The organism is Exiguobacterium sp. s102 (assembly GCF_018618635.1).
In the GTDB taxonomy this organism is placed as follows: domain Bacteria; phylum Bacillota; class Bacilli; order Exiguobacteriales; family Exiguobacteriaceae; genus Exiguobacterium_A; species Exiguobacterium_A oxidotolerans.
Genome location: NZ_JACSML010000005.1, coordinates 102,455 through 127,119, shown reverse-complemented (window position 1 = coordinate 127,119; position 24,665 = coordinate 102,455). Strand labels below are relative to the sequence as shown.

Genomic DNA, 24,665 nt, shown 5'->3' with positions numbered 1-24,665 from the left:
TGAAAGTGGGCTTCAATAATGCACTTATCTCTTGAATTATGATTTGAAAGAAGGAATGTTTGTATGTTTGAATGGTTTACTTCACTCCCCGTCGTGATCCAGGCATTACTCGCCGGGATGATGACATGGGGCTTGACCGCACTTGGGGCGGCACTTGTTTTCGTCTTTACGACAATTGAAAAAAAGGTCATGAATATGATGCTCGGCTTCGCCGCCGGTGTCATGATCGCTGCGTCCTTTTGGTCACTGCTCGCTCCGGCGATTGAATTTACGGAACAGGATGGTGGCATCGCCTGGCTTCCGGCTGCAATCGGATTTTTAGCAGGTGGCTTCTTCGTTCGCTTACTCGACTTCGTAACACCACATTTACACTTATCCGCACCACTTGAAAATGCAGAAGGCCCTTCGACCGGTCTTAAAAAGGCAACTCTGCTCTTTTTAGCGATCACCTTGCACAACATCCCGGAAGGTCTAGCAATCGGTGTCGCTTTTGGTGCTGCTGCGTTAAATATGGACGGGGCGACAGTCGCTGGTGCTTTGACGCTCGCACTCGGAATCGGGATTCAAAATATGCCGGAAGGTGCTGCCTTATCGATTCCGCTTCGTGGTGAAGGCATGTCACGCCGTCGCGCTTTCAATTACGGTCAAATGTCCGCCATTGTTGAACCGATTGCGGCAATGATCGGGGCGGCTGCCGTTTTCTTCATTCAGCCGTTACTGCCTTACGCACTCGCCTTTGCAGCCGGCGCGATGATTTTTGTTGTCGTTGAGGAATTGATTCCTGAATCACAAGCTGAAAACGGCTCGGATTTAGCGACACTCGGTCTAATGGTCGGCTTTACCGTCATGATGATTCTTGATGTCGCCTTAGGCTAAAAACAAACTGATTGAACAAAAAAAAACTCCTTCATCGCCGGTGAAGGAGTTTTCAGATTGATATTGGAATGACTTTTGAGTCCTTACCTTTCAACGTGTACCTTTAATTATTTTTTGAGGATGCGCATCGCATTTAAAACAGCCAGGACGGTTACACCAACATCCGCAAACACAGCTTCCCACATCGTCGCGAAACCAAATGCACCAAACAGGAGAAACACGGCTTTCACGCCAAGTGCGAAGAAAATGTTTTGATAGACAATTTTTCGTGTCGCACGGGCAACCTCAATTGCTTCGACCAACTGCTTTGGTTCATCTGTCATGAGGACGATATCTGCGGCTTCAATCGCCACATCACTGCCGAGTCCGCCCATCGCGATTCCGACATCGGCTCGTGTCAAAACAGGGGCATCATTGATGCCGTCGCCAACAAAGGCCACTTTTCCATCCGCTTGCTTCAAAATCAGTTCGAGTTGTTCGACTTTTTGATCAGGTAATAGTTCTGCTGCAACTTCGTCAATCCCGATTTGACGACCAATCACTTCTGCTGTTGCCAGACGGTCCCCTGTTAACATAATCGTTTTCTTCACACCGAGTGCCTTGAGGCGAGCAAGTGCTTCAACCGTGCTGTCTTTAATGTGATCAGCAATTCGGATGTAGCCCAGGTACGTATCATTGCGTGCGACATGAACGTACGTCCCGTCTGCCGTTTGATCAAGCGTCTCATAACCAAGTTCATTGAACCAACGGGCATTCCCGGCACGAATCGTATCCGTTCCGAAGCGACCGACGACACCTGATCCTGCGACTTCGCGATACTCTTGAACGGATTCCGTCACTTCACCATAACTTGCATATGTCCGTTGGATGGACTTTGCAATCGGATGATTCGAATGCTGTTCAACAAGCGTTGCCACTTTCAATAATTCTTCGTCTGAACAGGCAACCGGGCGGAGTTCCGTCACTTCAAAGACCCCTTCTGTCAAGGTCCCTGTTTTATCAAAAACGACCGTATCCAGCTGTTGTAATGACTCGAGGTGATTTCCACCCTTCACGAGAATCCCTCGTTTTGAAGCGGCACCAATTCCACTGAAGAACCCGAGCGGAATTGAAATGACGAGCGCACAGGGACAACTGATGACAAGAAAAACAAGTGCCCGGTAAATCCAGTCCTCCCATGTCGCACCCGTGACAAACAATGGAGGCAAGACAGCAAGCAATGTCGCAATCCCGACGACTGCCGGTGTGTAGACACGAGCAAATCGGGTGATGAATTTTTCCGTCGGCGCCTTGTGGCGCGAAGCATTTTCAACGAGATCAAGAATTTTTGCGACCGTTGACTCACTATAGAGACGGTCGACTTGAATCAACAGTCGCCCATCTGTATTGATCGTTCCTGCAAGAATCGTATCGTTCGTGCGGACACGTCGTGGTACTGATTCTCCCGTCAAGGCGACGGTATCGATGAATGCTTCTCCTTCAAGGATTGTTCCGTCGAGCGGAATCTTTTCGCCCGGTCGGACTAAAATTCGTTGCCCGACCTTCACTTGTAACGGACTAATCGTTTGTCCATTTTCAAGAGTTGCCGTCTCAGGACGAATATCCATTAATTCAGCAATCGATTTGCGGGATTGATCGACTGCCCGGTGTTGGAAAAACTCACCGACTTGATAAAACAGCATGACGGCGACCGCTTCCGGGTACTCGCCAATTAGAAAAGCACCAACCGTCGCGATGACCATCAAGAAATTTTCATCAAATACTTGCCCCTGACGAATATTTCGGATCGCGTTTCGTAACACATCCCAACCGATTAAGAAGTAAGCCAGCGCAAATGAGATAAGTTCAATTGAGCTCGGTAAAAAGAAGGCACTGATGAAGGCAACCCCACCGATGCTGTATTGAATCTTTTTCATTTGCGTTAAAAATGGACCGTGGTCATGAACATGACTTTCGTCAGATGGAACGTCACGAGAAACTTCGACGTTCGGCTCTAATTCTTGTACCCGTTTGACGACCGCATCGTATGTCGCGTCATCCGGTGCCTCTCCTTGATAAGTGATATAAAGCTTTTGTCCCGTAAAATCAAGATTTGCCGCTTCGATTCCTTCGACAGTCGAAACACCACGCTCGACCTTCGCCGCACAATTGGCACAATCAATTCCTGAAATTCGTAATCGCTCAGTTTTCGTTTCCATTCCTCCACCTCATTCAAATGTTCGTTTGATTATAAGTCCATCCTACTCTTTTTTTATTCATTCGACAAGGTGTTTTCGTTATCGGTCTTGCGCCCGATATTCAGATTAGTTCTATCTCAGAAGAATGAAACATGATATGTTTTTAGATAGTAAAATATAGAAGGAGAATAACATGACTATCATTGAATTACTTAAAGCACTCTTACTCGGTTTCGTCGAAGGGATGACGGAATTCGCCCCTGTCTCTTCAACTGGTCATATGATCATCGTCGACGATATGTGGCTTCAAACTTCAGAATTCTTAACTCAGTATTCCGCGAACACCTTTAAGATTGTCATTCAGCTCGGATCAATCCTTGCCGTCATCGTCGTCTTTTGGAAACGGTTGTTCAGCTTAATCGGACTCTATAAAATCGAAGGCGAGCATGATGCGACGGGCACACACAAATTAAAATTGCGTCACGTCTTAATCGGACTGCTTCCTGCTGCCGTGCTCGGTTTATTGTTCGAAGACTTCATCGATGAAAATCTCTTTTCGATCGATACCGTCATCATCGGTCTCGCTGTCGGTGCCATCTTGATGATTGCAGCGGATAAACTCGGTCCAAAAGAACCGAAAACGACGACACTCGACCAAATTACTTACCGCCAAGCGGCACTCGTCGGATTGTTCCAATGTATTTCACTTTGGCCAGGATTTTCGCGTTCCGGTTCAACGATTTCCGGCGGTGTCTTCCTCGGGATGAATCACCGGACGGCGGCTGACTTTACGTTCATCATGGCCGTACCGATCATGTTCGGGGCCAGTTTCCTCTCGCTCGTCAAAAACTGGAATTACATCGAAATGACTCACCTCAATTTTTACATCGTCGGTTTTGTTGCATCGTTCGCGTTTGCGCTACTCTCGATTCGTTTCTTCTTGAAACTGATCAATAAAATCAAACTTGTTCCGTTTGCGATCTATCGTCTTGTCTTAGCTGGGATTCTTGCAATCGTCGTTTACATGTAAGAAACAAAAAAACTATCAGTTTTTTGCTGATAGTTTTTTGTTTTTTTGAAACTTATTGAAACCGTTTAGGGTATATAGTAGATGAGATACAGAAAAAGGAGTGAACGAATTATGGCACGTAGAAATCGTGGGGGTTCTAAATTACCTCTCATCATCGGAATTGCTGTTGTTGTCATCATTGCATTTTTAGCAATCGGACAATACAACAGTCTCGTAAACGTCGAAGAAGATGTTTCGAACAAATGGTCACAAGTCGATAACCAAATTAAACGACGGGCGGATCTCATCCCGAATCTCGTCGAGACTGTTAAAGGTGTCGCTGGTCAAGAAGAAAAAGTTTACGGCGATATCGCAGAAGCACAAGCCGGCCTTGCCCGCGCTGCTTCGACAGAACAACGGATTGAAGCCGACCAGCAAGTCACGTCTTCTCTCCGTGGATTAATCGCCTTACAAACGACGTATCCGGACCTTAAATCAAGTGAACGATTCCAATCATTGATGGATACGCTTGAAGGGACAGAAAACCGTCTCGGTATCGCACGGAAAGATTACAACGATTCAGTCACACTCTACAATAAGAAACGTCGCAGTTTCCCAACTTCGCTTTATGCTTCGGCGTTTGGTTTTGACAAAAAACCATACTATGAAATTTCAGAAAGCGACCGCGAAAACCCAACGGTCGATTTCAACAGTGATTCGAAATGATTTGGCGAAGAACGCGCCTCCTTTTGAGTGCGTTCCTCGTTTTCTTCCTTCTGACTCCGACTGCCGAAGCCGTATCAGAACGCACGGGAGCCGCTTTCTTCATCCAAGATGATGCAAAGTTGCTGACCGCGTCGGAAGAAGCGGAACTCGCTCGTCTTGGTCAGGAACTCGAACAATATACGACCGCACAAGTCGTTTTAAAAACTGTCCCCGACTTAAAAGGACAGGACTTGAGCACGTATGCGAATGAAACCTTCCGTGCCCAAGGGATTGGACAAGAAGGAAAAGATAACGGTGTCATGGTGATCGTGGCACCAAACGAAAAAAGCCGGAATTTCCGGATTGAAGTTGGCTACAAGCTTGAGGGTGTCCTGACCGATATCACGGCAGGCCGGATCCTCGACCAATATGCCGTTCCTTATCGTGACGAAGGCGATTACGGAAAAGCAGCTTCAGAAACCTATAAAGCCGTCATCAGTGTCGTCTCGAAGGAACAGTCACTCGAATCACAAGATCCGCCTAAAGCGAATGCTGAAGAGGGATTGAGTCTTTGGGTCAAAATCGTCATCGGTGCAGGCCTTGTCCTGTTATTGTTCTTGGATATGAAATTTACAGGTGGCATGTTCTTCTTCGCAATCATCAACATTCTGTCAGCCGTTATGCGCGGCGGTGGCGGTGGTGGTGGTGGAAGTCGTGGTGGCGGCGGTAGTTCCGGCGGCGGTGGCGCAGAAAGGTAGGCGCAAATAATGAACGGATTATACATGGTTCTTATTTTTTACGGCGTGATGACCGTCGTCGGCTTCTTCTCGATGTGGTCCGATAAACGTCGCGCGAAACAACACGCGCAACGGACGCCGGAAGCTACATTGCTTTGGATTGCCTTTCTCGGAGGTGCGCTCGGTTCATTACTCGGGATGCAACTCGTACGTCATAAAACACGCAAACCGAAATTCCAGTTACTTGTCCCGCTTGCTCTTTTGTTACACGCGACGGGCTGGGTTTTGTTCATGACAGCATGATCGATCGTTTTACTTTTCGTTTCAATCACCCGATAAAGAAGATAGAGGATTCGATTTTCTTCGAATTCTCTATCTTTTTTTAGTTTGGTCAATAGCGTATTAAATGTTTGAATTCAGGTTACATTTCAATTATCTTTGGGTAAAGTATTTAACCAATTTAATAAATACATCTTTTTTTAGATGTATCTCTCTACAGGAAAGGTGGAAATCATTTTATGTGGCATCCTTGCGCCGAATGTACGACAACGATTCGTTTTATAGAGGCCGGCTCCTTACATATCCAGTCGAGCATCCCTCAAGTTTATTCGTACACATCGTTTAACCAGTTAGAGGAGCTTCTTGAATCAACGTTACAGATTAATGATGTTCCCGTCTCATGTCGAAAAGATGGATCGCGCTTTTCTACCCCAATGCTTCTCGCTTCTGTTCTACTCGAGCAATTACGTCATCGTCAAGCCATCGACTTCATCCAAACAGGTAACATGACGAGTCACCTGCAACCGATTTACGATATTCAGGCCAGCACGCTGTTCGCGAATGAGGCACTCCTTCGCGCCGCTGATCACAATGTCTCGATGTCACCAGGTATTCTTTTTTCGACTGCTTCAAAGATGGGACTCCACTCACGACTTGATCAACGCGCACGCGAAGAAGCGATTCGCGCGACACATCATATTGGCGGAACAGAGAAAACGTTCATCAACTTCCTTCCCTCGACGATTTATAACCCAGAATACTGCCTTCGTCATACGTTCGAAATCGTTGAACGATATAATGTCGACCCGAGTCGTCTTGTGTTTGAAGTCGTCGAAACGGAAAAAATTGAAGACGTCAATCACTTGAAACATGTCTTCGAACAATATAAAAAACAAGGGATACAAGTCGCGCTTGATGATGTCGGCGCCGGCTTCTCGACACTCGATATGTTGACGTTGTTGCAACCGGACTATATCAAAATCGATCGGTCTTTCATCTCGAACTGTGATACGGTCGCAGAAAATGAAGCCTTCTTACGAAAAGCTCGCCATCTTACGAAAGAAATGGGAATCAAGATTTTAGCAGAGGGCATCGAACGCGAGGAAGAACTCGAGCTTTGCCGGCAGCTTGGTTTCGATCTTGGTCAAGGATATCTGCTTGGTCGCCCTGCACCTTACGCACAATTCGCAAAGGCACAATAACAAGAAAAACAGCCCCCATTTTTTAAGCAGGGGCTGTTTTTTCATGAAGTTGTGATGATCTCGACATCATTTTGCTTAAGCACGCCCAGTAAACGTGCTGGCGATAAATCCGTCTCAATCAACTGACATAATGGTTCTTGTCCGATTCGTGCTGCCAACTGACTAAGTTCTACCGATGTCAGTCCTAAATCAAGACTCGTTATCGGTTGTCCGTTTTTTTGTAAATACGTCCGCAACTCGTTGTATGCTTCACTTTCACCCAACAACTGCTCCTGGACCAAGAGACCATATCCGACCTTACTTCCGTGTAAAATTGAATGTGTTGATGCAAAAGGAGACATCGCATTATGGACACCATGACCAATTGCCCCACGCGTCGCATCATCACCAAACCCGCCGACACTACCCGCTAACGGAATGACGGTTTCCACCAAGTGTTCGATGCTGGACGGATACGCCCGAAAAATCTCCTCGCTGATTGGTGTTTTTAAGATGAGGTCTTTGCACTGCTCCGCAACCCGTAAAGCCATTTCAATGATTGGATTCTCCACTGTGATCCCACTTAAAGCACGTGCCTCATACCATTTTGCAAGTGTGTCTACGAGACCCGCGACAAAATAATCATAGGGGCTCGCCGACAGAATCCGATGGTCGAGTAAAAGTGCCTCGATGACAACCGGCAGCGTATCAAAACGAAGATATTGACCTTGCGTGTCGTACATGACGCTAAGTGGCGTCCACGGCGCACAATTCGAGACGATCGTCGGAATGACAATCAAAGGTCGGTTCAATTGAACAGCAACTTTCTTTGCCGTATCAATCAATGATCCGCCCCCTAACGCAACGATGACGTCATATGTCGCACATGCCTTGACTAATTCCGCGACTTGAAAATCCGTACAATGCCCTTGAAACAGGACTTTCGGTAATGCTGGCAAGTAAGGATTCGCCGCTTGTAAGGCTTTTGCTCCGTGTAGTAGCACGCCACTCCGCTTCCCAAGCAACGTGTCAAGCTGAGATACGGCTTCTTTTTCATGTATGTATTGCAAAACTGCTTGACGAATCATCTAAATCCCCTCATTCCATTATTTGTTATTGCTCAGTATACGCAGACTGTTCCTTTCTTACAACCCCTCATTTCATTCGATTTTCATACTGAATAAGCGTACACTTATGAAGATAAAACGATTACATGAAGGAGGACTTCCACTCATGCAACACGTCACACTCAACAACGGTCTAAGTATGCCTCAACTCGGTTACGGTGTTTTTAAAGTACCTGAAGAAGAAGTGTATCAAGCAGTACTGGAAGCGTTACGTGCCGGCTATCGTTCAATCGATACGGCGATGATTTATGAAAATGAAGCAGGTGTCGGACGCGCATTACGTGACTCTGGAATTCCGCGCGAAGAAATTTTTCTGACGACGAAAGTTTGGAATGCGGATCAAGGATATGCAGAAACGCTCGCAGCCTTCGAAACAAGCCTCACTAAACTCGGGGTCGATTATGTCGATTTATATCTTATCCATTGGCCGATGCCGAACGAAGATCGTTACGTGGACACATGGCATGCGCTCGAAGAACTGTACAAGCAAGGAAAAACGAAAGCCATCGGTGTTTCGAACTTCCATATCCCCCACTTAAAGCGGATTCTGGAAGAAGGAACCGTCGTACCTGCTGTCAATCAGATTGAATTACATCCGTTCTTAAGTCAGGAAGAAATTCGGACGTTTTGTAAGGAACACGACATTTTAGTTGAAGCATGGAGTCCGCTCATGAAGGGACGCGACGCCTTGACTGAACCTGTCATCACGGACATCGCGACGACAAAAGACAAAACACCAGCCCAAGTCATTCTCCGCTGGCACATTCAACACGGGATTATCGCAATTCCGAAATCGGTCACGCCGAGTCGAATTCGTGAAAACCTGGCAGTCTTTGACTTCGAACTTTCAGCACCTGAGATGCAACAACTTGATGCGTTAAATCAAAATCAACGAACCGGTTCGAATCCGGATGAAATGCATAAAAAATAATCAAAAAAGGGAGGGCCGTTTTCGGCTCCTCCCTTTTAGTAACTTTTTCAAGAGCGGATTAACGATCGAGATTGTTTCCGTGATCTTGCTCGGCTACATCATCCGAGTGTGACTGCGTCTGTTTCTTATTTTCTTCATCACGCTCAGAGTCGAGCCGTTTGAAATCGTCATCGCGACGCATCGCAATGTCCGGCTTGCGGTCCTGTTCTACTTTTGCCCGATTGATGGCTTGTTCGTCTTGCGGCATCTGATCCGTTCCGGCTCGGTGTAAATCAACTTCGGCATGTTCTTCCTTAGAGTCCCGATCGACATCAAGCGTATTCCCTGAACCGAGTTGAGCATTTGAATTTGCAGCGCTCGATGTGTGCGTCTCATCATAACTGCCGTAACGGACTTTGACATCTTCATGTGTATTGTCCGTATTCAAATGCGGATCAAACTGAATATCCTGAACCTCAATCAGAAGTACGAATCCGCCGCCCTCGACTTCGACTTTACGTTCTTCTACATCTTCTGCAGGTAAATCAAGTGAGTCGAACAATTGATCGACTTCTTGATCGCGCCCTTTGTTGCCGCGGATCCGATCCATCCAAGATGGTTTTGTCGCCGCAATTTCCGCGTCCATTTGACTGCGGACGAGTTCGATATCTGATTTTTCCTTGACGATGACATAAAAATCTTCTTCACGGTGCCCCTGAATATGCAATTCATCCATTTTCGAGATTAACTCTTCTTCCGAGTAATACGTACCGATGTATTGTTTCGTTTTCATATGAATCTCCCCTTATGTTCGTTTTGTCGTACAACGTATCCTTATAAGGAGTATTTCCTGTTTCTCTGTAAAATATGCCAACAAGTCGGCTCTTCCATAAAAAAATAATCTATTTGACATGTTTATTCGCCAATCAGCTTTAATCCGACCGTCGCACTAAGAATCAGACCGATACATACTATCCGCTTCCAGTCTTTCGCTTCCTGATAAAAAATCATACTCAGTACTGTTCCACCGGCTGCCCCGATTCCTGTCCAGACAGCGTAAGCTGTTCCCATCGGCAATCCGTTCATCGCAAGTGTCAGAAAAACAAAACTCAAGCCGAATCCGCCAAACATCAATAGACCATTCTTGAACGTTTTATGCTGATTAAACGTATTGATGAAGACAACACCCAGCATTTCAAACAATCCGGCAATAATGACAAATAACCAACTCATTCTTCCACCTCCCCACTGACTAATTTCAATCCGATGACACCCATCAACAGCACACCAATCAATCCTAACTTCATGACTGACGCACTTTGGTCAAATAAAATGATGTCCAATATGACCGTCCCGACTGTTCCAAGGCCGACGAAGACCGCATAAACTGTTCCAACCGGCAAATGGTTACTCGCCTTAATCAAGACAGCAAAGCTGATGATGATGCTGATGATTGTTCCCATCCATTCGAGTACGCTATCTGCATGTTTCAAACCGACTACCCAAGCAACTTCAAAAAAGGAAGCCACTAGAATTCCTAACCAGTATTTCGTCATCACTTTTCCTCCTAACATTCATCCTAAAAAATAAAAAAAGCCCGGAAGCAGGCGTCTAGACGCTCTACTCCCGGGCTTTTATCCCTCCGTTGCATGAGGTGTACTCATGTGCCTCCCTCGGTCCAAGTCTACGTTGCCGTACGGAACCCTAGAGGCTAGCTATTTCGTTCGATGTCTTCACCCTAGCACGCTTGATTTTATGTGTCAAACAGGAGAATCCACTACCGTTAGCCAATATAGATAAGTGAATCAATCAAAGAGGAGGGTCTCATCATGCGCTACAAAATCAACGATCAACTTCGGATTCGACGTTTCACACCAGAAGATTTGGAAGCTGTTCATTCCTATGCCTCACAACCAATCGCCAGTCAGTATCAGTCGTGGGGACCGAACTCTGAGAGTGATACAAAACAGTTTTTACACGATGCACTTGAAAGTGAGCTCGAAAGTCCACGTCGTCGCTATGTCTTCGCCGTCACCTCTCCTGACGATCATGTCATCGGCGCGGGAGAGCTCATCGTCACCGACACAGAACATAAAATCGCAGAAATTGGATATATTTTATCGCCTGACGAATGGGGCAATGGTTACGCGACATCGATTGCAACATTTTTACTCGAATTCGGCTTCGAAAAATTAAACTTACATCGCATCACGGCAACATGTGATCCGCGAAATGTCGCTTCGGAGCGTGTCTTGCAAAAGGTTCGGATGACGCGCGAAGGTTTGTTACGGGAAACCGTTTATTTAGAAGACCACTGGCGCGATTCGTTGATTTACAGCATGCTCGACTGGGAGTGGCAGATTGATCACGAAGCAGAATAACTTCATTTCACCAAAAGAGATGGTCGAATTTCTAGCGAAATTCGTCCGTCTCTTTTTTGATTTATTCACGGCGGAATATGTCCTATGAAACCGTTCCCATAATTTAGTTCATTTTTACTATTTCTGATATCCAGCTCTTTTTCCAAAAAGAAAGTGCTAAACTTATCTTTAGACATGCTAAATTACAATTTTAATGATAGGAGCTCAATGAATGAAATCTTATAAATATTGGTTTACGAGTATCACGGCATCTGTCATGTTACTCGGGTCTCTCCCACTACAAGGCCACGCGGATACGAATCCGACACCAATGGAAGTGACAGAACAAACAGAAACAGAACAAGCAACCGGAACGCAGTACACACTTTCCGAAACTCCTGTTTTTGAGACTGCTGACGAGACGACCCTCGTCAAGACGTTACCAGCAACGACCGCCGTCGAAACCTTTGGCACAGATGGTCTCTTTACACGCATTTCAATCGATGGCGTCTATCGCTTCGTCAAGACAACGCAACTTGCAAAGCAACCGGTTTATCAAAAAATCGATTCGCAATACATAACAGCACTCGCGCCTTCCTATACGACTGCTTCAATTGATACGCCGACAGGAAAATCAATCACTCAAAATACGTTAATCGATACGTACGGGACATCAGGTGACTTCACGCGGATTAAACAAGGCGACGTTTACGTCTTCGTTTCAAGTAAATTCTTAAGTAAGACACCTGTTTATGAAACGACAGGCACTCAATTCGCCCAACAACAAACTGTGATTTATACAGATGCCGATACGACAAGTAAACAACTTGGGAGCTATTCTTTAAATGCTACCGTCAAAACATACGGGACGTCCGGCACATTCACCCGTGTCCAGTTCAATGGTGTTTACGGCTTCGTGCTTACAAAACAACTCGGTTCAAAGGAAGTTGAATCGTATCCGCTGACCGGGAAAAAGTACGCCCAACAAACGACATCCATTTACGACAAAGCAGCAACAAGTTCGGTCATCGGGACACTAGCACCGAATCAATCGGTCGATCTTTACGGGACATCTGGTCTTTATTCCCGCGTCCGAATCAATAATACCTACGGATACGTATTGACGGCGCACCTCGGCGATTCCGTCGTCTACGCAAAGACCGATCGGCTTTACGTCCAAGATACGACACCGATTCAGGTAGAGCCAAACAGTTCGAGCACCGTCTTGAAGCATCATAAACAAAATACACTTTTGACGATTTATGGCACGAGCGGTGCCTACAGCCGAATCATTTTCCGTGGCGAGTATGCGTACGTCTTGACGAGCTCGCTCGCGAACTCAAAAGTCTATGCCAAAACAGATCGCCTGTACATCCAAAAAACGACACCGATTCAGGTAGAGCCAAACAGTTCGAGTACCGTCTTGAAGCATCATAAACAAAATACACTTTTAACGATTTACGGGACGAGCGGTGCCTATAGCCGAATCATCTTCCGCGGCGAATACGCGTACGTTTTGACGAGCTCGCTCGCGAAATCAAAAGTCTATGCCAAAACGGATCGCCTGTACATCCAAAAAACGACACCGATTCAGGTGGAGCCAAACAGTTCGAGCACCGTCTTGAAGCATCATAAACAAAATACACTCTTGACGATTTACGGGACGAGCGGCGCCTATAGCCGAATCATCTTCCGCGGTGAATATGCGTACGTCTTGACGAGCTCACTCGCGAAATCAAAAGTCTATGCCAAAACAAATCGCCTGTACATCCAAAAAACAACACCGATCCAGCAATCCCCAAGCAGTTCAAGTACGGTTCTTAAGCATCATCAAAAGAACACGCTCTTGACGATTTACGGGACGAGCGGCGCCTATAGCCGAATCATCTTCCGCGGTGAATATGCATACGTCTTGACGAGTTCGCTCGCAGCAACGAAAGCAGATCTGTATGCGACGACAGGAACACGTTACGTGACCGAAGACAAGTTGGTCGTCCATCCAAAAGCCAGTCTTAGCGGAAACATTGGGACACTGAAAAAAGGAGCATTAATCACGACCTATGGAAAAAGCGGTTACTACACACGCGTTAAAATCGGATCACGCTTCGGATTCGTTGACTCAAGTCGGCTCGGTTTAAATAAACCGACATCTAAAGCCAAAGTCGGGACCGTCTTTTACGTCCATTTCAACCAGACACCACTCTTTTCTGCTGACGTCGCCTACAGTCGTCCGGCGAGTCACTTAAGCAAAGGAACGAAATTGATCGGATTAAAATCGATTGATGATGACTTTTGGCAAGTCCGTCTACCGAATGGTCAAACGGGTTACGTCCTCAATCCTTATATCGGAACGAGCAAACCGGATATGCGATATAACGAGCAAGCCATCAATCGTTCAAAAGTCTATACGGTCAAAGCAACGACTTCATTTTATGACACACCTGCCAGTCCAAAAAGTGCCGGGTTGGTCGAAAAAGGCAAGCGTGTGTATCCGCGTTACCGCGTCGGTAATTTCTATGTCATTCAGTCCGGCTGGACGCCCGTCTACATCCCGGTGACGGCCCTTACAGTGACGAGCGAAACAAAAGTTGACAAGAAAAATAATTCACGTGGCGAAAAGTTGATTCAAGCTGCTGTTGCCCATATCGGTACTCCGTACACATGGGGATCACAAAACGTGGCGAATGGTGGATTCGATTGTTCCGGCTTGATTCATTATGCGACGAACCAAGCCGGAAAATACGGCGGACGGACGAATGTCCGCGGTTACTGGTACGGAGCGTTCTTTACAAATCAACGCACAAGTATCAGTTCCGGAAAACGCTCGGATATCGTCTTCTTCGAAAACACGTATACGGATGGCCCCTCGCATATCGGGATCATGTTAGATAGTAAACACTTCATTCATGCCGGAGGATCACAACTGCAAATCAGTTCAATTTACGAGCCGCACTGGCGTGAGCACTTCCTCGGTTTCAAATCAATGTAATGATTAAAAAAACGGACCTTCCCTAACCCGGGAGGTCCGCTTCTTTTAGCTAACATTAAAATGTCATTTCCGCATATTTCGTAACTTGGCGATCGATTAAGTACAATTCGATTTGCTCGCGATACGCTTTATAGTGGTCTGACGCAATATGCGCTTCTAACGCTTCTTCATCTTGATAGACTTCATACAGCATGAACTGATGTTCATCTTCAATCGATTGATGTAAGCTATAACGCAAGCACCCCGGCTCGTTTTGTGAAGCTTTGTAGACCGTACTTAAAATCGGAAAGACTTGATCGGCTAAACCTGCTTTGACTGTGATGACCGCGTTGACAATAATTTCTCCCATGACTTGTTTTCCTCCTCATCATTCATTACTCCTATCTCTACCCGTTTTATAGAAAGTCATACCTCAAAAACCTGAAAGGATGATTATGATGCAACAGCAACTCTTCACTCAACTCGATCAACTCGAACAACAAATCATTGAAAGACGTCGTGATCTGCACCGTCACCCGGAACTCTCTTTTCAAGAAGTGCGGACACCAAACGCCATCGCCTCATTTTATGATGAGCTTGGTCTCCCTTACCGCAGGAACGTCGGTGGTAGCGGGATCGTCGCGACCCTCAAAGGAAAACATCCTGGAAAGACCATCGCCATTCGGGCCGATTTCGATGCCCTGCCACTGCAGGAGGAAACGGATCTCGCCTTCCGTTCGATTCATCCGGGTGTCATGCATGCGTGTGGACATGACGGACATACGGCGATTGCACTCGGTCTTGCCTCGGCCTTTACAGCACTGCAAGAAGACCTTCACGGAACAATCGTGTTCATTCATCAGCACGGGGAAGAAGTCTTCCCGGGTGGTGCCATTCAAATGATTGAAGACGGCTGTCTTGACGGGGTCGATGCAATTTTCGGTACGCATCTCGAAAATGACTTACCTGTCGGAACAATTGGCTATCACGCAGGACATACGCTGTGCGCCATCGATGAATTCGAAATCGTTGTCCACGGACAGGGTGGTCATGCGCAAGCCCCTCATAAAACACAAGATGCACTCGTCGCCGGGGCACAACTCGTCTGTAATCTCCAACACCTTGTCAGTCGGCGAGTTGATCCGTTTTCACCTGCCATCATCGCAATCGGTTCATTCCATGCCGGAACGGCTCCGAACATCGTTACTGGTGAGGCACGGATTGTCGGTGAAATCCGGACATTCGACGAAGCGCTGCGTCACCAGTTACGCCAGCAGGTCGATTTAGTTGCTCGGACGACGTGTGCCGGAATCGGTGCGAGCTACTCCATCGACTTTACGACGGGTTATCCATCCCTTTGGAATCATCCGGTAGAAACAAATCTCGTTAAAGAGGCGACGGCATTTTTAGGTGAAGCCCATGTCAAAGAACTCAAACCGATGATGGCAGCAGACGATTTCGCCTATTATTTAGAGCGTATCCCAGGAAGCTACTTCTTTACGGGGTCCGCCAAAACGGACGGGAGTACGATTTATCCGCAACACCATCCGAAATATGAAATCGATGAACGGGCACTACTCGTCGGCGCGAAATCTCTAGGTGCGACCGTCCTGCATGCCTTACAATCTTAATGATTGACTTTGTCGTTTTAGAGATGCTATTATCACATCAATGATAACGAATTTAATCAACTTCATATAACACTTATCAAGAGTGGACTGAGAGATCTGGATCGATGACGTCCCAGCAACCTGCCTTCAGTGGCAAGGTGCTACGACCAGCAAAGCGCAAGCTTTGGTTGATAAAAAGCGACGACTCCTTTTGCAACCAAGCAAAGGAGTCGTTTTCGTTTTCTCGCTGTCAGAGCACGAATGATTACAGGGCGACTACCGCCAGCGGAAAGGACGAGATATAGATGGAAAAAGCAACATTCGCAGGAGGCTGTTTCTGGTGCATGGTGACACCATTCGAAGAACTGCCCGGTATTCACGGAATTGTTTCCGGTTATACAGGAGGACAAATCGAAAATCCGACATACGAACAAATAAAAACAGGCACGACCGGTCATTCGGAGGTCGTCGAGATTACATTTGATCCGGCGTTATTCTCATACGAGCGGTTACTCGAACTTTACTGGCCGCAAACGGATCCGACTGACGCCGGCGGACAGTTCCAGGACCGTGGGACACAATACGCACCTGCCATCTTTTATCATACGGAAGAACAGCGCCTTGCTGCGATTGCTTCACGTGACGCGCTTGCTGCGAGCAATCGCTTTAAGCAGCCGATCGTCACACGAATCGAAGCGGCACAAGCCTTCTATCCAGCAGAAGACTATCATCAAAACTTCCACAAAAAGAATCCGGAGCACTACAAAAAAGACCGGAAAGCATCCGGTCGCGATGAATTCATCGATGTGGCTTGGAAAGAAGAAGTATCTGTCTAAACTAAAAAAAGCCCGCTTCGTGCGGGCTTTTCGTTTGTAGATACACTCTTATGAAGAGTGAATATGCTATAACAAGAGGCAATCCGTTCGCGCTCCCCTGTTTCGCCTCGTCTTCAAAGCGATTCGAGACGGATTGCGCTCTAACACTACTCTATGATTTTCTCTACGGTACACCCTGAAAGCTTCGTTTTTCGTTGACTCCTACGGGAAAAAGCGCGTGAACACGCGCTGCCAAGAGGCTGGCAAGACCCTGCTCGTTGTCCGTGAGGATCAAGGAGCAACGGCTTGCGCCTCGCCCGAGGAAAGCAACGAAAAGAACGAATCTTTCATTCCACAACTACTGATTCGTCTTCGCGCTAAAAAATCGACTTTATACTGCCAGAGTTAACCGTAAGAATTACGATACCTTTTCCGACAACTCATCCGAAGATTCGATTTCTACGATTTGATATCGTTTCAACACAAAAATACCGGCTAGCATCACAAGCAATCCAGCGACTTGTCCGAGCGAAAGCTCAAGCTTCGGTAAACCGAACCAACCGAACAAGTCGACACATAATGCAAAACTCAGTTGCGAAATCAAGACGACCGAAATCGCAATCGATGGACCGAGCAGCTGAATCCCGCGCATCACACAAAATACGACACCGACACCGACCAGACCACCGAATAAATAAAGCGGTTCGACCGTTTGAATGTTCGAGAATGTGCCACCCCGAAATACGAGTAGCGCAAACAGTGAACCGATGAACCCGACAAAAAAGACGAGGGTCGTCGTCGCCCATGCCCCGAACGCATGACTCATCCGTGCATTCAATACCGTCTGTAAACTAATCATCATTCCTGCCGTAATCGCACAAAACATACCTAGTCCCATGCTAGCCCCTCCTTATTCGTAACTATTGCCATTCGCTTTTTCTTTAATCCGCTCTACATCTAAAATAATGATTTTCCCGCGTCGTCTCGCCAAGATTTCTTCTTCACAAAGTGTTGAGATGATACGGTTTAAATGACGGTAACTCGTCCCGAGCCAATCGGCGACGTCATGGAGATTCGACGTTCGCATCTCTTGATAAAACAGACTGTCGGAAACGTCCGAGGTAATCGATAACAGATATCCGGCAAATCGTTCTTCGACCGAATAGAGGACATGAAATGATGCTGATTTCGAGTCCGCGTACCACTTGGTCGTAATGACCCGCAGTAAAAATTGTAAAAAGGTGTTCGTCGTATTGTGCTCACGTAAGATCGCATACGGAATGCTGAGTGCCACGACGTCCGTAATCACCTCGATGGTATTCAAGACTTCCCGTTGATTGATATATTCCGCATCACCAATCACCGTCATCGCCTTTTTAAAGCGTAAAATCCGTTGTTTCCCTTCAGCCGATGCTGCAGAGATTTTAATTTTTCCTTCGACGATGAAATACATCCGGTCAATCGGTTCACCCGTCACACATAACAGGTCCCCTTCCGAAAACGTTTCGATGCGTAAATAGCCTTTACTGGTCTCCGTAAAAATATCCGCTAAGTCGTACTGTTTTAAATAGGTCTCAATCGTCTGCATAGGCCCTCCCTTTAGGACAGTGAAAAAATCGCAACTCCGGCAAGCATCAAACTGATCCCGATCCACTGTCCCCGGTTACTCCTTTTTTTGATGACACCAAACCAGCCGTTCAAATCAATCACGAATGCACATAAAATTTGTGCGACGAGCAACAAACACATCGCCCACGTCATGCCAAGTAACTGGATCGACGTCAGTTCGGTCACGACGACGAGTACGCCAAGCAATCCGCCACTGGCATAGAGGAGCGGAAGCTGTCGAAAACCGCCGATTTTCCGGTCACGAACCACACTATAAATCGCTAAGCACCCCATCAATCCGACGAAATGAACGATCGTCACCGAAAACCACGGACCAATGGCATCTCCTAAACGGGCATTAAAAATCCCCTGCAACGCAATGAATAGTCCACTCATTAATGCGAATATAACTCCCTGCACTTTAAGGCACCTCCTTTTGTTTCTTCTGTTATGAGTAGACACTATTTTCACCTTATCTGAAAAGGACAAATGTCCCATTTTAAAAAATTGTATAAAAAAAGACGGATTGCCCGTCTTCAGCGTGTAGATAATCGATTAAGAGGCGTAACCATGAGATATCGGGATGCAATCCGTTCGCGCTTCCCCGTCTCGCCTCGTCTTCAAAGCGGTATTATCTAAAAAAAACGTCGTGTTTCGTTGATTCCTACGGGGAAAAGTGCGTTTTTTAACGCACGTTCAGAGGCAGGCAAGACCCTGCGCGTTGTCCGTTAGGATCAAGGAGCAACGGCTTGCGCCTCGCCCGAGGAAAGCAACGAATAACGACGCTTAATCTCCCGATCGCACGTTGTCTACAATCCGCCTCACTTCTCGATTACATATAATCCGCCCGCACCCGTTCAATTTGCGTATACGCTTCCTGTTGCATCCGCTCGAATAATTCAGATACGGTCGGAATATCTGTAACGAGACCAGACACGAGACCGGCGTTGACATACCCGTTGACCTCGTCACCATCGACCGCACCCGTCACGTGATACGCTTCTGTCGTCTTCGCGTTAAACTCATCAAGCGATGAAACACCTTGTAGTGCAGCAACGTACGGTCCATTTAACACACGCCGGACACGACCGACGGAACGACCGATGATTCGTGTCTCAAGATCCGTTGCTTCTACGAGATGGTTCTTGTAGTTCGCATGAACGACTGCTTCTTGCGTCGCAATCAGCCGCGTACCGAGTTGAACACCGGATGCACCAAGCATCCAAGCGGCTGCAAGGCCACGACCGTCTCCAATTCCACCAGCCGCGATGACGGGAAGCGTGACCTGATCCACGATTTGCGGAACCAGTGTCAGCGTCGTCAGCTCGAGCGGTGAATTGATACCTGCCGCTTCCACACCTTCTGCAACAAGCAAATCGACCCCGGCCGTTTCTGCCTTTAATGCATGTTTGACTGACGCGATGACCGCAATCGTCGTAATTCCGGCCGTCCGTAAACGTTCAGTATAGGGTGCTGGGTTTCCGGCTGATAAGGACACGACCGGAATCTGTTCTGCTATCGCTAATTCAATCAGGGCTTCCGTATGCGGCGAGACACCAATCGCAATGTTCAAGGCAATCGGATGCGTTGTTAATTGACGGGTCTGCTCAATCAAACGGCGCATTTCTTCCGGCGAACGTGTGCCACAACCGAGTGTTCCTAAACCACCGGCATTCGAGACGGCTGCCGTTAAGGCAGCATGACTGACATTTCCCATTCCGCCTTGGATGATTGGAACGCGGATTTGCAGTAACTCACATAATCGGGACATCGTCTTCCTCCAATCTGCTGTTTAAGAATGGTATACTAAGTAAGACTGAATTGAAATTCATTAATCGGAAAAGAGGGATTTTTATGAATATTCCATATCGTGATACGACACCTAGACTTGCGGAGACCGTCTTCGTGGCGCCGGGAGCATTCTTAATCGGTGACGTAACGATCGGTGAAGAGTCAACGGTTTGGTTCAACGCCGTATTACGCGGGGACGAAGGACCGATTACAATCGGGAAGCGTTGCAGCATCCAGGACAACGCGACGATTCATTTATACGAAGGGGCACCTGTCATCGTCGAAGACGAGGTGACGGTCGGACATAATGCGATTCTCCATGGCTGTCGCATCGGTCGCAGATCGATCGTCGGCATGGGGGCGACGGTCCTTGATCACGCCGAAATCGGTGAAGAATGTATCATCGGCGCCAATACGTTGATTCCCCCGGGCAAGAAGTTCCCGCCCCGCTCCTTGATTGTCGGGTCCCCCGGTAAAGTCGTGCGGCAGTTGACACCAGCTGATCTCGAGATGATTCAGGAATCAATCGACTCCTATGTTGATAAAGGGTACGCCTTCCGGGAACAGCTCGGACAATAACTGTTTTCCACATGCGAAAAGTGAACTTCCAGAAGACCGGAGTTCAGCTGTAATAGATTCATTTCTCAATTGACGCTACGGTCGTAAGCACAAGGTTACTTTCGCTTACGACCGCTCCGCAAACAATGGATGCTCCGACGCATCGTAGTCAGCACTTTTTTGTGTCACGTCGTGTGTCTCTTTGAAAATCGACTCAAAAAATCGGCTGGCCGGTGCCGCAAGCAGGCGATAGTATTGTTCGAACAATACTGCCGCATGGTGTCCGTTCCAGGCATCCGGAAGTAATTCTTGCGGGAGACCAGGATCCGTAAACAAAAACTTCCGGTATTCATGGACGAGCTTCGTCCGTTCGACAAAACACTGTTCCTCATCCATCTCTCCGAGTTGGATTTGGCTTTGGTGGACGATGTAACGCCGGCTGTACTCAACGATGAATGCTTCGTACCGCGCTTGTAACTCGTCGAGTGGAAAAGCACGTTCGACGAGCGATTGATCTTGTTGCGGTCCGTGGTATTCGCCGACGAAAAAATCGACGTATTCGGTAATCTGATACGCCTCGATCAGACGTGTCGCTTCTTTTTCAAGCGGGTTCGGAGAAATCCAGACCCCGTTTGATAAGTTACCGAAGCCACTCCATGTCAGTTCCTTCCGCAACTCATCCCGAATCTGACGTTTTTCCTCAGGAATCGTATACATTAATGTCCGCCATTTTCCATCCCAGACGTGTGGCGTCGACTTATAAATCCGCCGTGCCGCCTCTTCCATCCGTTCGACCCCACGGTCCGTCAGCGAATAAAAACTTTTTGTCCCTTGTTTTTCAGAAATCAACCATCCTTGCTTGACCATTCGTGAAACGGCAACGCGAACGGCTTGTTCGTTATGTCCGAACTCCTTCAACAACCGAATCAGACTTCCCACCCAAACCTGATTCCCGTAGTGCCGGATATAATCGCCATAAATCGTAAAAATCATCGATTGGGTATTCGCACTCATGTCATTCACTCTCTCTTTGATATAACGTTTTTTTGTGTACCGTTAGTATACGTGTTATTTCAGGTGGCGACCATCCTCATTTCCCTTGAAACTGCGGTGTTCGTTTCTCAGCAAAGGCGCGGAGTGCTTCAAGCCGGTCCTCGGTTGGTATGACTGCCTCATAGGCTTCCGTTTCAAGTCGTAAGCCGTCAGCGAGCGACACATTCATTCCGCCATCGATCGCTTGTTTCGCCTGACGAATGGCAATCGGCCCATTACGGAGCATCGCTGCTGCAAGTTCAAAGCAAGCCGGTAACAACGCATCCTTTGTCGCGACGACTTGCGAGACGAGACCGTATCGTTCTGCCGTCTCGGCATCAATTTTCTTCGCCGTAAAAATCAGTTCTTTCGCTCGTGTCTCACCAATCAAACGCGGAAGGCGTTGTGTTCCACCTGCTCCCGGGATGATACCGAAGCTCGTTTCCGTCAGACCGACCAACGCGCCGTCGACGATGATCCGGAAATCGCAGGCAAGCATCCACTCAAATCCCCCGCCAAGCGCGTGACCGTTAACTGCTGCAATCGTCGGTTGAGGCAACGCCGCGATGCTCGCAAAGACTTCACGGATTGCCAGCACATTCCGACGGACTTCTGTTTCATTCAGTGTCACCCGCTCTTTTAAGTCAGCACCGGCACTAAATGCTTTCCCTGTCCCGGTAAATACGACGACCCGGACCGATTCGTCCGTTTTGACGGCATCCACAAGTTCCTGTAGCTCGACCAGCGTCGGATAATCAAAACAATTCATCCGTTCCGGACGATCAATCCGAATCAGCGCAAGTTGTCCACTTCGTTCAAAATGAATCATGTCAGTCCCTCCCGTTCGACTATCAAGGCGATTCCTTGTCCGACCCCGACACACATCGTCGCCAGCCCGTATGTCCGGTTCGTCCGCTTCATTTCATGCAACAAGGTCGTCAAAATCCGAGCACCACTTGCACCGAGTGGATGACCGAAAGCGATCGCCCCTCCGTTGACATTGACCTTGTCTGCATCAAGACCAAGTTCGGCAATACAGGCTAGACTTTGTGCCGCAAATGCTTCATTCAGTTCAACCAGGTCGAGTTGCTCGATCGTCAGTCCTGCGCGCCGTAACGCTTTTTTCGTTGCGTCAATCGGACCAATCCCCATGATGGCAGGTTCGACACCTGCCGTCGCACTTGCCCGGTAAAACCCGAGCGGCGTCAGTCCAAGCTCGCGTGCGTGTTCCTCACTCATCAACAGCAAGGCTGATGCACCATCATTGACACCTGACGCATTCCCCGCCGTGACCGTTCCGTTTGGAAACAACGGGCGCAATGTGCCGAGCTTCTCGCGCGTCGTCTCTGGGCGCGGGTGTTCATCTTGACTGACCTCAAGCATCGCTCCCCGTTTGTTTGCGTAACGAACAGGAACGATTTCGTCCGCAAAACGTTGACTATCGATCGCCTGTTTTGCCCGGAACTGGCTTGTATACGCGAAGTCGTCCTGGGCGTCCCGGCTGATTCCATAACGCGACGCGACATTCTCCGCCGTTTCCGGCATCGAATCGGTTCCGTATTGTTCGGCCAGCCGTTCATTGACGAACCGCCAGCCGATTGTCGTATCGTATAACGTTTGATTGCCACGCGGGAACGCCGCATCCGGTTTCCCCATCACGAATGGAGCACGCGTCATACTTTCCGTCCCGCCGGCGATATAGACGTCGCCTTCGCCTAAGGCAATCGCCCGTGCGGCTGCGATGACAGCATCAAGTCCGGAACCGCATAGCCGATTCATCGTCGTTCCGGCGACGCTGACCGGTAAACCGGCAAGTAAGCCCGACATCCGGGCGACATTCCGATTGTCTTCGCCCGCTTGGTTCGCGTTGCCGAAAATGACTTCTTCGATTGTTTCAGGGGCAACTTGTGTATTACGGGCGAGTAAGGCTTCGATGACGACCGCTCCTAAGTCATCCGGCCGGACGTCTTTTAACGCCCCATTGTACCGTCCGATCGGTGTCCGGACGGCGTCGATGATCGCGACACGCCTCATGGTGCCTTCACCCCGCTTTTCGCATAGTCATATACTCCGCGTCCCGTCTTACGACCGAGTCGTCCCGCTTTGACGTATTGCTCGAGCAATGGAGCCGGACGGTATTTTTCTCCGAGCTTCTCATGTAAGTAACGTAAATTATGCAGGCGCGTATCGAGTCCGACTAAGTCTCCCAGTTCGAACGGTCCCATCGGATAATTCAACCCAAGCTTGATTGCCTTATCGATTTCTTCCGGCGTTCCAAGTCCTTCTTGCAGCATGTAGAAGGCTTCGTTACCAACGAGCGCACTGATCCGTGACGTGACAAACCCCGGGAATTCCTGAATGACGACCGTTTCTTTCCCCATCCGTTCGGCGACGCCCGTCAGTGCCGTCACGGTCTCATCCGACGTCTCAAGTCCACGGACGAGTTCGACGAGCGGCATCAGATGAACCGGATTAAAGAAATGCATCGCCATGACACGGTCCGGTCGCATCGTAAACGAGGCGATTTCCGTCGGACTCATCGTCGATGTGTTCGTCGCGAAAAAACATGCCGGCCGGGCTGCGGCTTCAATCGTCCGGAAGACGGACTGTTTAATCTCGAGCCGTTCCGGGACGGCTTCAATCACGAGATCGGCGTGTGCTGCGGCCGCTGTTAAGTCTGTCGAAAAACGAAGGTGCAAAAACAGTTGTTCGACTTCATCCGCCGACATCTTCCCGCGGACGATTCCTTTTTCGGCAATCCGTTCCAACTCCTGTTTGGCAGAAGTGAGCAAGGCAGTTTCGATATCGACGAGTGTGACTTCGAATCCTTTTGCGGCTGCGACGTAGGCGATTCCGCGCCCCATGACGCCTGATCCAACAACGACAATCTGATTAATCATCTGAATTCCTCCTTATAAAAAA

The 24,665-nt window shown here is 48.0% G+C and carries 26 protein-coding genes and 1 riboswitch; of the genes, 12 read left to right on the top strand and 14 right to left on the bottom strand.

Annotated elements, in window-relative coordinates:
• The first annotated feature begins 63 nt into the window (after positions 1–63).
• Positions 64–876: a ZIP family metal transporter gene (locus tag KNQ02_RS12770; protein ID WP_029332569.1), complete on the top strand. Its 813-nt coding sequence runs from the start codon at positions 64–66 to the stop codon at positions 874–876.
• A gap of 107 nt (positions 877–983) precedes the next feature.
• Here the strand turns inward: KNQ02_RS12770 and KNQ02_RS12765 are convergent, their stop codons facing one another.
• On the bottom strand, positions 984–3,074 hold the full coding sequence (locus KNQ02_RS12765; RefSeq protein ID WP_214808760.1) for a heavy metal translocating P-type ATPase: 2,091 nt from the start codon (positions 3,072–3,074) through the stop codon (positions 984–986).
• A gap of 172 nt (positions 3,075–3,246) precedes the next feature.
• Here KNQ02_RS12765 and KNQ02_RS12760 point away from each other — a divergent pair, with 172 nt between their 5' ends.
• The 5 genes from KNQ02_RS12760 to KNQ02_RS12740 all read left to right on the top strand — a co-directional run bounded on the left by KNQ02_RS12760 (position 3,247) and on the right by KNQ02_RS12740 (position 6,985).
• Complete coding sequence (locus tag KNQ02_RS12760) at positions 3,247–4,083, top strand: undecaprenyl-diphosphate phosphatase (protein ID WP_214808758.1); 837 nt, start codon at positions 3,247–3,249, stop codon at positions 4,081–4,083.
• A 111-nt stretch (positions 4,084–4,194) separates the two neighbouring features.
• Complete coding sequence (locus tag KNQ02_RS12755; RefSeq protein WP_088836239.1) at positions 4,195–4,788, top strand: LemA family protein; 594 nt, start codon at positions 4,195–4,197, stop codon at positions 4,786–4,788.
• Positions 4,785–5,525 (top strand): TPM domain-containing protein, encoded by a 741-nt coding sequence (locus KNQ02_RS12750; protein WP_088836238.1) that lies wholly within the window; start codon positions 4,785–4,787, stop codon positions 5,523–5,525. The genes KNQ02_RS12755 and KNQ02_RS12750 overlap by 4 nt, the downstream gene beginning before the upstream one ends.
• A gap of 9 nt (positions 5,526–5,534) precedes the next feature.
• Positions 5,535–5,807, top strand: a complete 273-nt coding sequence (locus tag KNQ02_RS12745) for a DUF1294 domain-containing protein (protein WP_369834755.1) — start codon at positions 5,535–5,537, stop codon at positions 5,805–5,807.
• 215 nt (positions 5,808–6,022) lie between these two features.
• On the top strand, positions 6,023–6,985 hold the full coding sequence (locus tag KNQ02_RS12740) for an EAL domain-containing protein (RefSeq protein ID WP_214808755.1): 963 nt from the start codon (positions 6,023–6,025) through the stop codon (positions 6,983–6,985).
• Between the two features lie 41 nt (positions 6,986–7,026).
• On the opposite strand, the gene KNQ02_RS12735 is transcribed toward KNQ02_RS12740, so the two are convergent.
• Complete coding sequence (locus KNQ02_RS12735) at positions 7,027–8,052, bottom strand: iron-containing alcohol dehydrogenase family protein (RefSeq protein WP_214767177.1); 1,026 nt, start codon at positions 8,050–8,052, stop codon at positions 7,027–7,029.
• Positions 8,053–8,197: 145 nt separating this feature from the next.
• On the opposite strand from KNQ02_RS12735, the gene KNQ02_RS12730 reads away from it, so the two are divergent.
• Positions 8,198–9,022 (top strand): aldo/keto reductase, encoded by an 825-nt coding sequence (locus tag KNQ02_RS12730; protein WP_088836235.1) that lies wholly within the window; start codon positions 8,198–8,200, stop codon positions 9,020–9,022.
• 58 nt (positions 9,023–9,080) lie between these two features.
• On the opposite strand, the gene KNQ02_RS12725 is transcribed toward KNQ02_RS12730, so the two are convergent.
• From KNQ02_RS12725 to KNQ02_RS12715, 3 genes are all read right to left on the bottom strand, one after another.
• Complete coding sequence (locus KNQ02_RS12725; protein ID WP_088836233.1) at positions 9,081–9,794, bottom strand: general stress protein; 714 nt, start codon at positions 9,792–9,794, stop codon at positions 9,081–9,083.
• Positions 9,795–9,916: 122 nt separating this feature from the next.
• Positions 9,917–10,234 carry a DMT family transporter gene (locus KNQ02_RS12720; RefSeq protein WP_214767181.1) on the bottom strand — a complete coding sequence of 106 codons (318 nt, stop codon included), beginning with the start codon at positions 10,232–10,234 and terminating at the stop codon, positions 9,917–9,919.
• Positions 10,231–10,557, bottom strand: a complete 327-nt coding sequence (locus KNQ02_RS12715; RefSeq protein WP_088836231.1) for a DMT family transporter — start codon at positions 10,555–10,557, stop codon at positions 10,231–10,233. The genes KNQ02_RS12720 and KNQ02_RS12715 overlap by 4 nt, the downstream gene beginning before the upstream one ends.
• A gap of 273 nt (positions 10,558–10,830) precedes the next feature.
• On the opposite strand from KNQ02_RS12715, the gene KNQ02_RS12710 reads away from it, so the two are divergent.
• Positions 10,831–11,382, top strand: a complete 552-nt coding sequence (locus KNQ02_RS12710; protein WP_214767185.1) for a GNAT family N-acetyltransferase — start codon at positions 10,831–10,833, stop codon at positions 11,380–11,382.
• Positions 11,383–11,593: 211 nt separating this feature from the next.
• Entirely contained in the window at positions 11,594–14,350 is a 2,757-nt protein-coding gene (locus KNQ02_RS12705; RefSeq protein ID WP_251135080.1) for an SH3 domain-containing C40 family peptidase, read from the top strand.
• Between the two features lie 55 nt (positions 14,351–14,405).
• Here KNQ02_RS12705 and KNQ02_RS12700 read toward each other — a convergent pair whose 3' ends face one another.
• Positions 14,406–14,699: a putative quinol monooxygenase gene (locus KNQ02_RS12700; protein ID WP_029332555.1), complete on the bottom strand. Its 294-nt coding sequence runs from the start codon at positions 14,697–14,699 to the stop codon at positions 14,406–14,408.
• Between the two features lie 88 nt (positions 14,700–14,787).
• On the opposite strand from KNQ02_RS12700, the gene KNQ02_RS12695 reads away from it, so the two are divergent.
• Positions 14,788–15,960, top strand: a complete 1,173-nt coding sequence (locus KNQ02_RS12695) for a M20 metallopeptidase family protein (protein ID WP_214803335.1) — start codon at positions 14,788–14,790, stop codon at positions 15,958–15,960.
• 70 nt (positions 15,961–16,030) lie between these two features.
• Positions 16,031–16,137, top strand: a riboswitch (SAM riboswitch).
• Between the two features lie 107 nt (positions 16,138–16,244).
• Positions 16,245–16,775, top strand: a complete 531-nt coding sequence (msrA, locus tag KNQ02_RS12690; protein ID WP_088836228.1) for a peptide-methionine (S)-S-oxide reductase MsrA — start codon at positions 16,245–16,247, stop codon at positions 16,773–16,775.
• 397 nt (positions 16,776–17,172) lie between these two features.
• Here the strand turns inward: msrA and KNQ02_RS12685 are convergent, their stop codons facing one another.
• From KNQ02_RS12685 to KNQ02_RS12670, 4 genes are all read right to left on the bottom strand, one after another.
• Positions 17,173–17,652, bottom strand: a complete 480-nt coding sequence (locus KNQ02_RS12685; RefSeq protein ID WP_214808752.1) for a DMT family transporter — start codon at positions 17,650–17,652, stop codon at positions 17,173–17,175.
• Positions 17,653–17,664: 12 nt separating this feature from the next.
• The gene (locus tag KNQ02_RS12680) at positions 17,665–18,342 is read right to left on the bottom strand and encodes a Crp/Fnr family transcriptional regulator (RefSeq protein WP_214770488.1); all 678 of its coding nucleotides are present in this window, start codon (positions 18,340–18,342) and stop codon (positions 17,665–17,667) included.
• A gap of 11 nt (positions 18,343–18,353) precedes the next feature.
• Positions 18,354–18,782, bottom strand: coding sequence for a DMT family transporter (locus tag KNQ02_RS12675; RefSeq protein ID WP_214767195.1), 429 nt, complete (start codon positions 18,780–18,782; stop codon positions 18,354–18,356).
• A 412-nt stretch (positions 18,783–19,194) separates the two neighbouring features.
• The gene (locus tag KNQ02_RS12670) at positions 19,195–20,133 is read right to left on the bottom strand and encodes an NAD(P)H-dependent flavin oxidoreductase (protein ID WP_214803346.1); all 939 of its coding nucleotides are present in this window, start codon (positions 20,131–20,133) and stop codon (positions 19,195–19,197) included.
• An 83-nt stretch (positions 20,134–20,216) separates the two neighbouring features.
• Here KNQ02_RS12670 and KNQ02_RS12665 point away from each other — a divergent pair, with 83 nt between their 5' ends.
• Complete coding sequence (locus tag KNQ02_RS12665; protein ID WP_214767199.1) at positions 20,217–20,732, top strand: gamma carbonic anhydrase family protein; 516 nt, start codon at positions 20,217–20,219, stop codon at positions 20,730–20,732.
• A 105-nt stretch (positions 20,733–20,837) separates the two neighbouring features.
• Here KNQ02_RS12665 and paaX read toward each other — a convergent pair whose 3' ends face one another.
• The 4 genes from paaX to KNQ02_RS12645 all read right to left on the bottom strand — a co-directional run bounded on the left by paaX (position 20,838) and on the right by KNQ02_RS12645 (position 24,643).
• On the bottom strand, positions 20,838–21,725 hold the full coding sequence (gene paaX / locus KNQ02_RS12660; protein WP_088836220.1) for a phenylacetic acid degradation operon negative regulatory protein PaaX: 888 nt from the start codon (positions 21,723–21,725) through the stop codon (positions 20,838–20,840).
• Between the two features lie 76 nt (positions 21,726–21,801).
• Positions 21,802–22,572 carry an enoyl-CoA hydratase-related protein gene (locus KNQ02_RS12655; RefSeq protein ID WP_214767201.1) on the bottom strand — a complete coding sequence of 257 codons (771 nt, stop codon included), beginning with the start codon at positions 22,570–22,572 and terminating at the stop codon, positions 21,802–21,804.
• The gene (locus KNQ02_RS12650) at positions 22,569–23,777 is read right to left on the bottom strand and encodes an acetyl-CoA C-acyltransferase (protein ID WP_214767203.1); all 1,209 of its coding nucleotides are present in this window, start codon (positions 23,775–23,777) and stop codon (positions 22,569–22,571) included. Before KNQ02_RS12650 ends, KNQ02_RS12655 begins: the two co-directional genes overlap by 4 nt.
• Positions 23,774–24,643, bottom strand: a complete 870-nt coding sequence (locus KNQ02_RS12645) for a 3-hydroxyacyl-CoA dehydrogenase (protein ID WP_214767205.1) — start codon at positions 24,641–24,643, stop codon at positions 23,774–23,776. Before KNQ02_RS12645 ends, KNQ02_RS12650 begins: the two co-directional genes overlap by 4 nt.
• Positions 24,644–24,665 lie beyond the last annotated feature (22 nt).

Excerpts from the sequence above, each read along its gene's own strand:
- KNQ02_RS12755 (WP_088836239.1), top strand. The coding sequence starts at position 4,195 with ATGGCACGTAGAAATCGTGGGGGTTCTAAATTACCTCTCATCATCGGA.
- KNQ02_RS12645 (WP_214767205.1), bottom strand. The coding sequence starts at position 24,643 with ATGATTAATCAGATTGTCGTTGTTGGATCAGGCGTCATGGGGCGCGGA.
- msrA (WP_088836228.1), top strand. The coding sequence starts at position 16,245 with ATGGAAAAAGCAACATTCGCAGGAGGCTGTTTCTGGTGCATGGTGACA.
- KNQ02_RS12670 (WP_214803346.1), bottom strand. The coding sequence starts at position 20,133 with ATGTCCCGATTATGTGAGTTACTGCAAATCCGCGTTCCAATCATCCAA.
- KNQ02_RS12680 (WP_214770488.1), bottom strand. The coding sequence starts at position 18,342 with ATGCAGACGATTGAGACCTATTTAAAACAGTACGACTTAGCGGATATT.
- KNQ02_RS12700 (WP_029332555.1), bottom strand. The coding sequence starts at position 14,699 with ATGGGAGAAATTATTGTCAACGCGGTCATCACAGTCAAAGCAGGTTTA.
- KNQ02_RS12730 (WP_088836235.1), top strand. The coding sequence starts at position 8,198 with ATGCAACACGTCACACTCAACAACGGTCTAAGTATGCCTCAACTCGGT.
- KNQ02_RS12750 (WP_088836238.1), top strand. The coding sequence starts at position 4,785 with ATGATTTGGCGAAGAACGCGCCTCCTTTTGAGTGCGTTCCTCGTTTTC.
- KNQ02_RS12735 (WP_214767177.1), bottom strand. The coding sequence starts at position 8,052 with ATGATTCGTCAAGCAGTTTTGCAATACATACATGAAAAAGAAGCCGTA.
- KNQ02_RS12705 (WP_251135080.1), top strand. The coding sequence starts at position 11,594 with ATGAAATCTTATAAATATTGGTTTACGAGTATCACGGCATCTGTCATG.
- KNQ02_RS12715 (WP_088836231.1), bottom strand. The coding sequence starts at position 10,557 with ATGACGAAATACTGGTTAGGAATTCTAGTGGCTTCCTTTTTTGAAGTT.
- KNQ02_RS12650 (WP_214767203.1), bottom strand. The coding sequence starts at position 23,777 with ATGAGGCGTGTCGCGATCATCGACGCCGTCCGGACACCGATCGGACGG.
- KNQ02_RS12770 (WP_029332569.1), top strand. The coding sequence starts at position 64 with ATGTTTGAATGGTTTACTTCACTCCCCGTCGTGATCCAGGCATTACTC.
- KNQ02_RS12745 (WP_369834755.1), top strand. The coding sequence starts at position 5,535 with ATGAACGGATTATACATGGTTCTTATTTTTTACGGCGTGATGACCGTC.
- KNQ02_RS12725 (WP_088836233.1), bottom strand. The coding sequence starts at position 9,794 with ATGAAAACGAAACAATACATCGGTACGTATTACTCGGAAGAAGAGTTA.
- KNQ02_RS12695 (WP_214803335.1), top strand. The coding sequence starts at position 14,788 with ATGCAACAGCAACTCTTCACTCAACTCGATCAACTCGAACAACAAATC.
- KNQ02_RS12655 (WP_214767201.1), bottom strand. The coding sequence starts at position 22,572 with ATGATTCATTTTGAACGAAGTGGACAACTTGCGCTGATTCGGATTGAT.
- KNQ02_RS12740 (WP_214808755.1), top strand. The coding sequence starts at position 6,023 with ATGTGGCATCCTTGCGCCGAATGTACGACAACGATTCGTTTTATAGAG.
- KNQ02_RS12720 (WP_214767181.1), bottom strand. The coding sequence starts at position 10,234 with ATGAGTTGGTTATTTGTCATTATTGCCGGATTGTTTGAAATGCTGGGT.
- KNQ02_RS12665 (WP_214767199.1), top strand. The coding sequence starts at position 20,217 with ATGAATATTCCATATCGTGATACGACACCTAGACTTGCGGAGACCGTC.
- paaX (WP_088836220.1), bottom strand. The coding sequence starts at position 21,725 with ATGAGTGCGAATACCCAATCGATGATTTTTACGATTTATGGCGATTAT.
- KNQ02_RS12710 (WP_214767185.1), top strand. The coding sequence starts at position 10,831 with ATGCGCTACAAAATCAACGATCAACTTCGGATTCGACGTTTCACACCA.
- KNQ02_RS12760 (WP_214808758.1), top strand. The coding sequence starts at position 3,247 with ATGACTATCATTGAATTACTTAAAGCACTCTTACTCGGTTTCGTCGAA.
- KNQ02_RS12685 (WP_214808752.1), bottom strand. The coding sequence starts at position 17,652 with ATGGGACTAGGTATGTTTTGTGCGATTACGGCAGGAATGATGATTAGT.
- KNQ02_RS12765 (WP_214808760.1), bottom strand. The coding sequence starts at position 3,074 with ATGGAAACGAAAACTGAGCGATTACGAATTTCAGGAATTGATTGTGCC.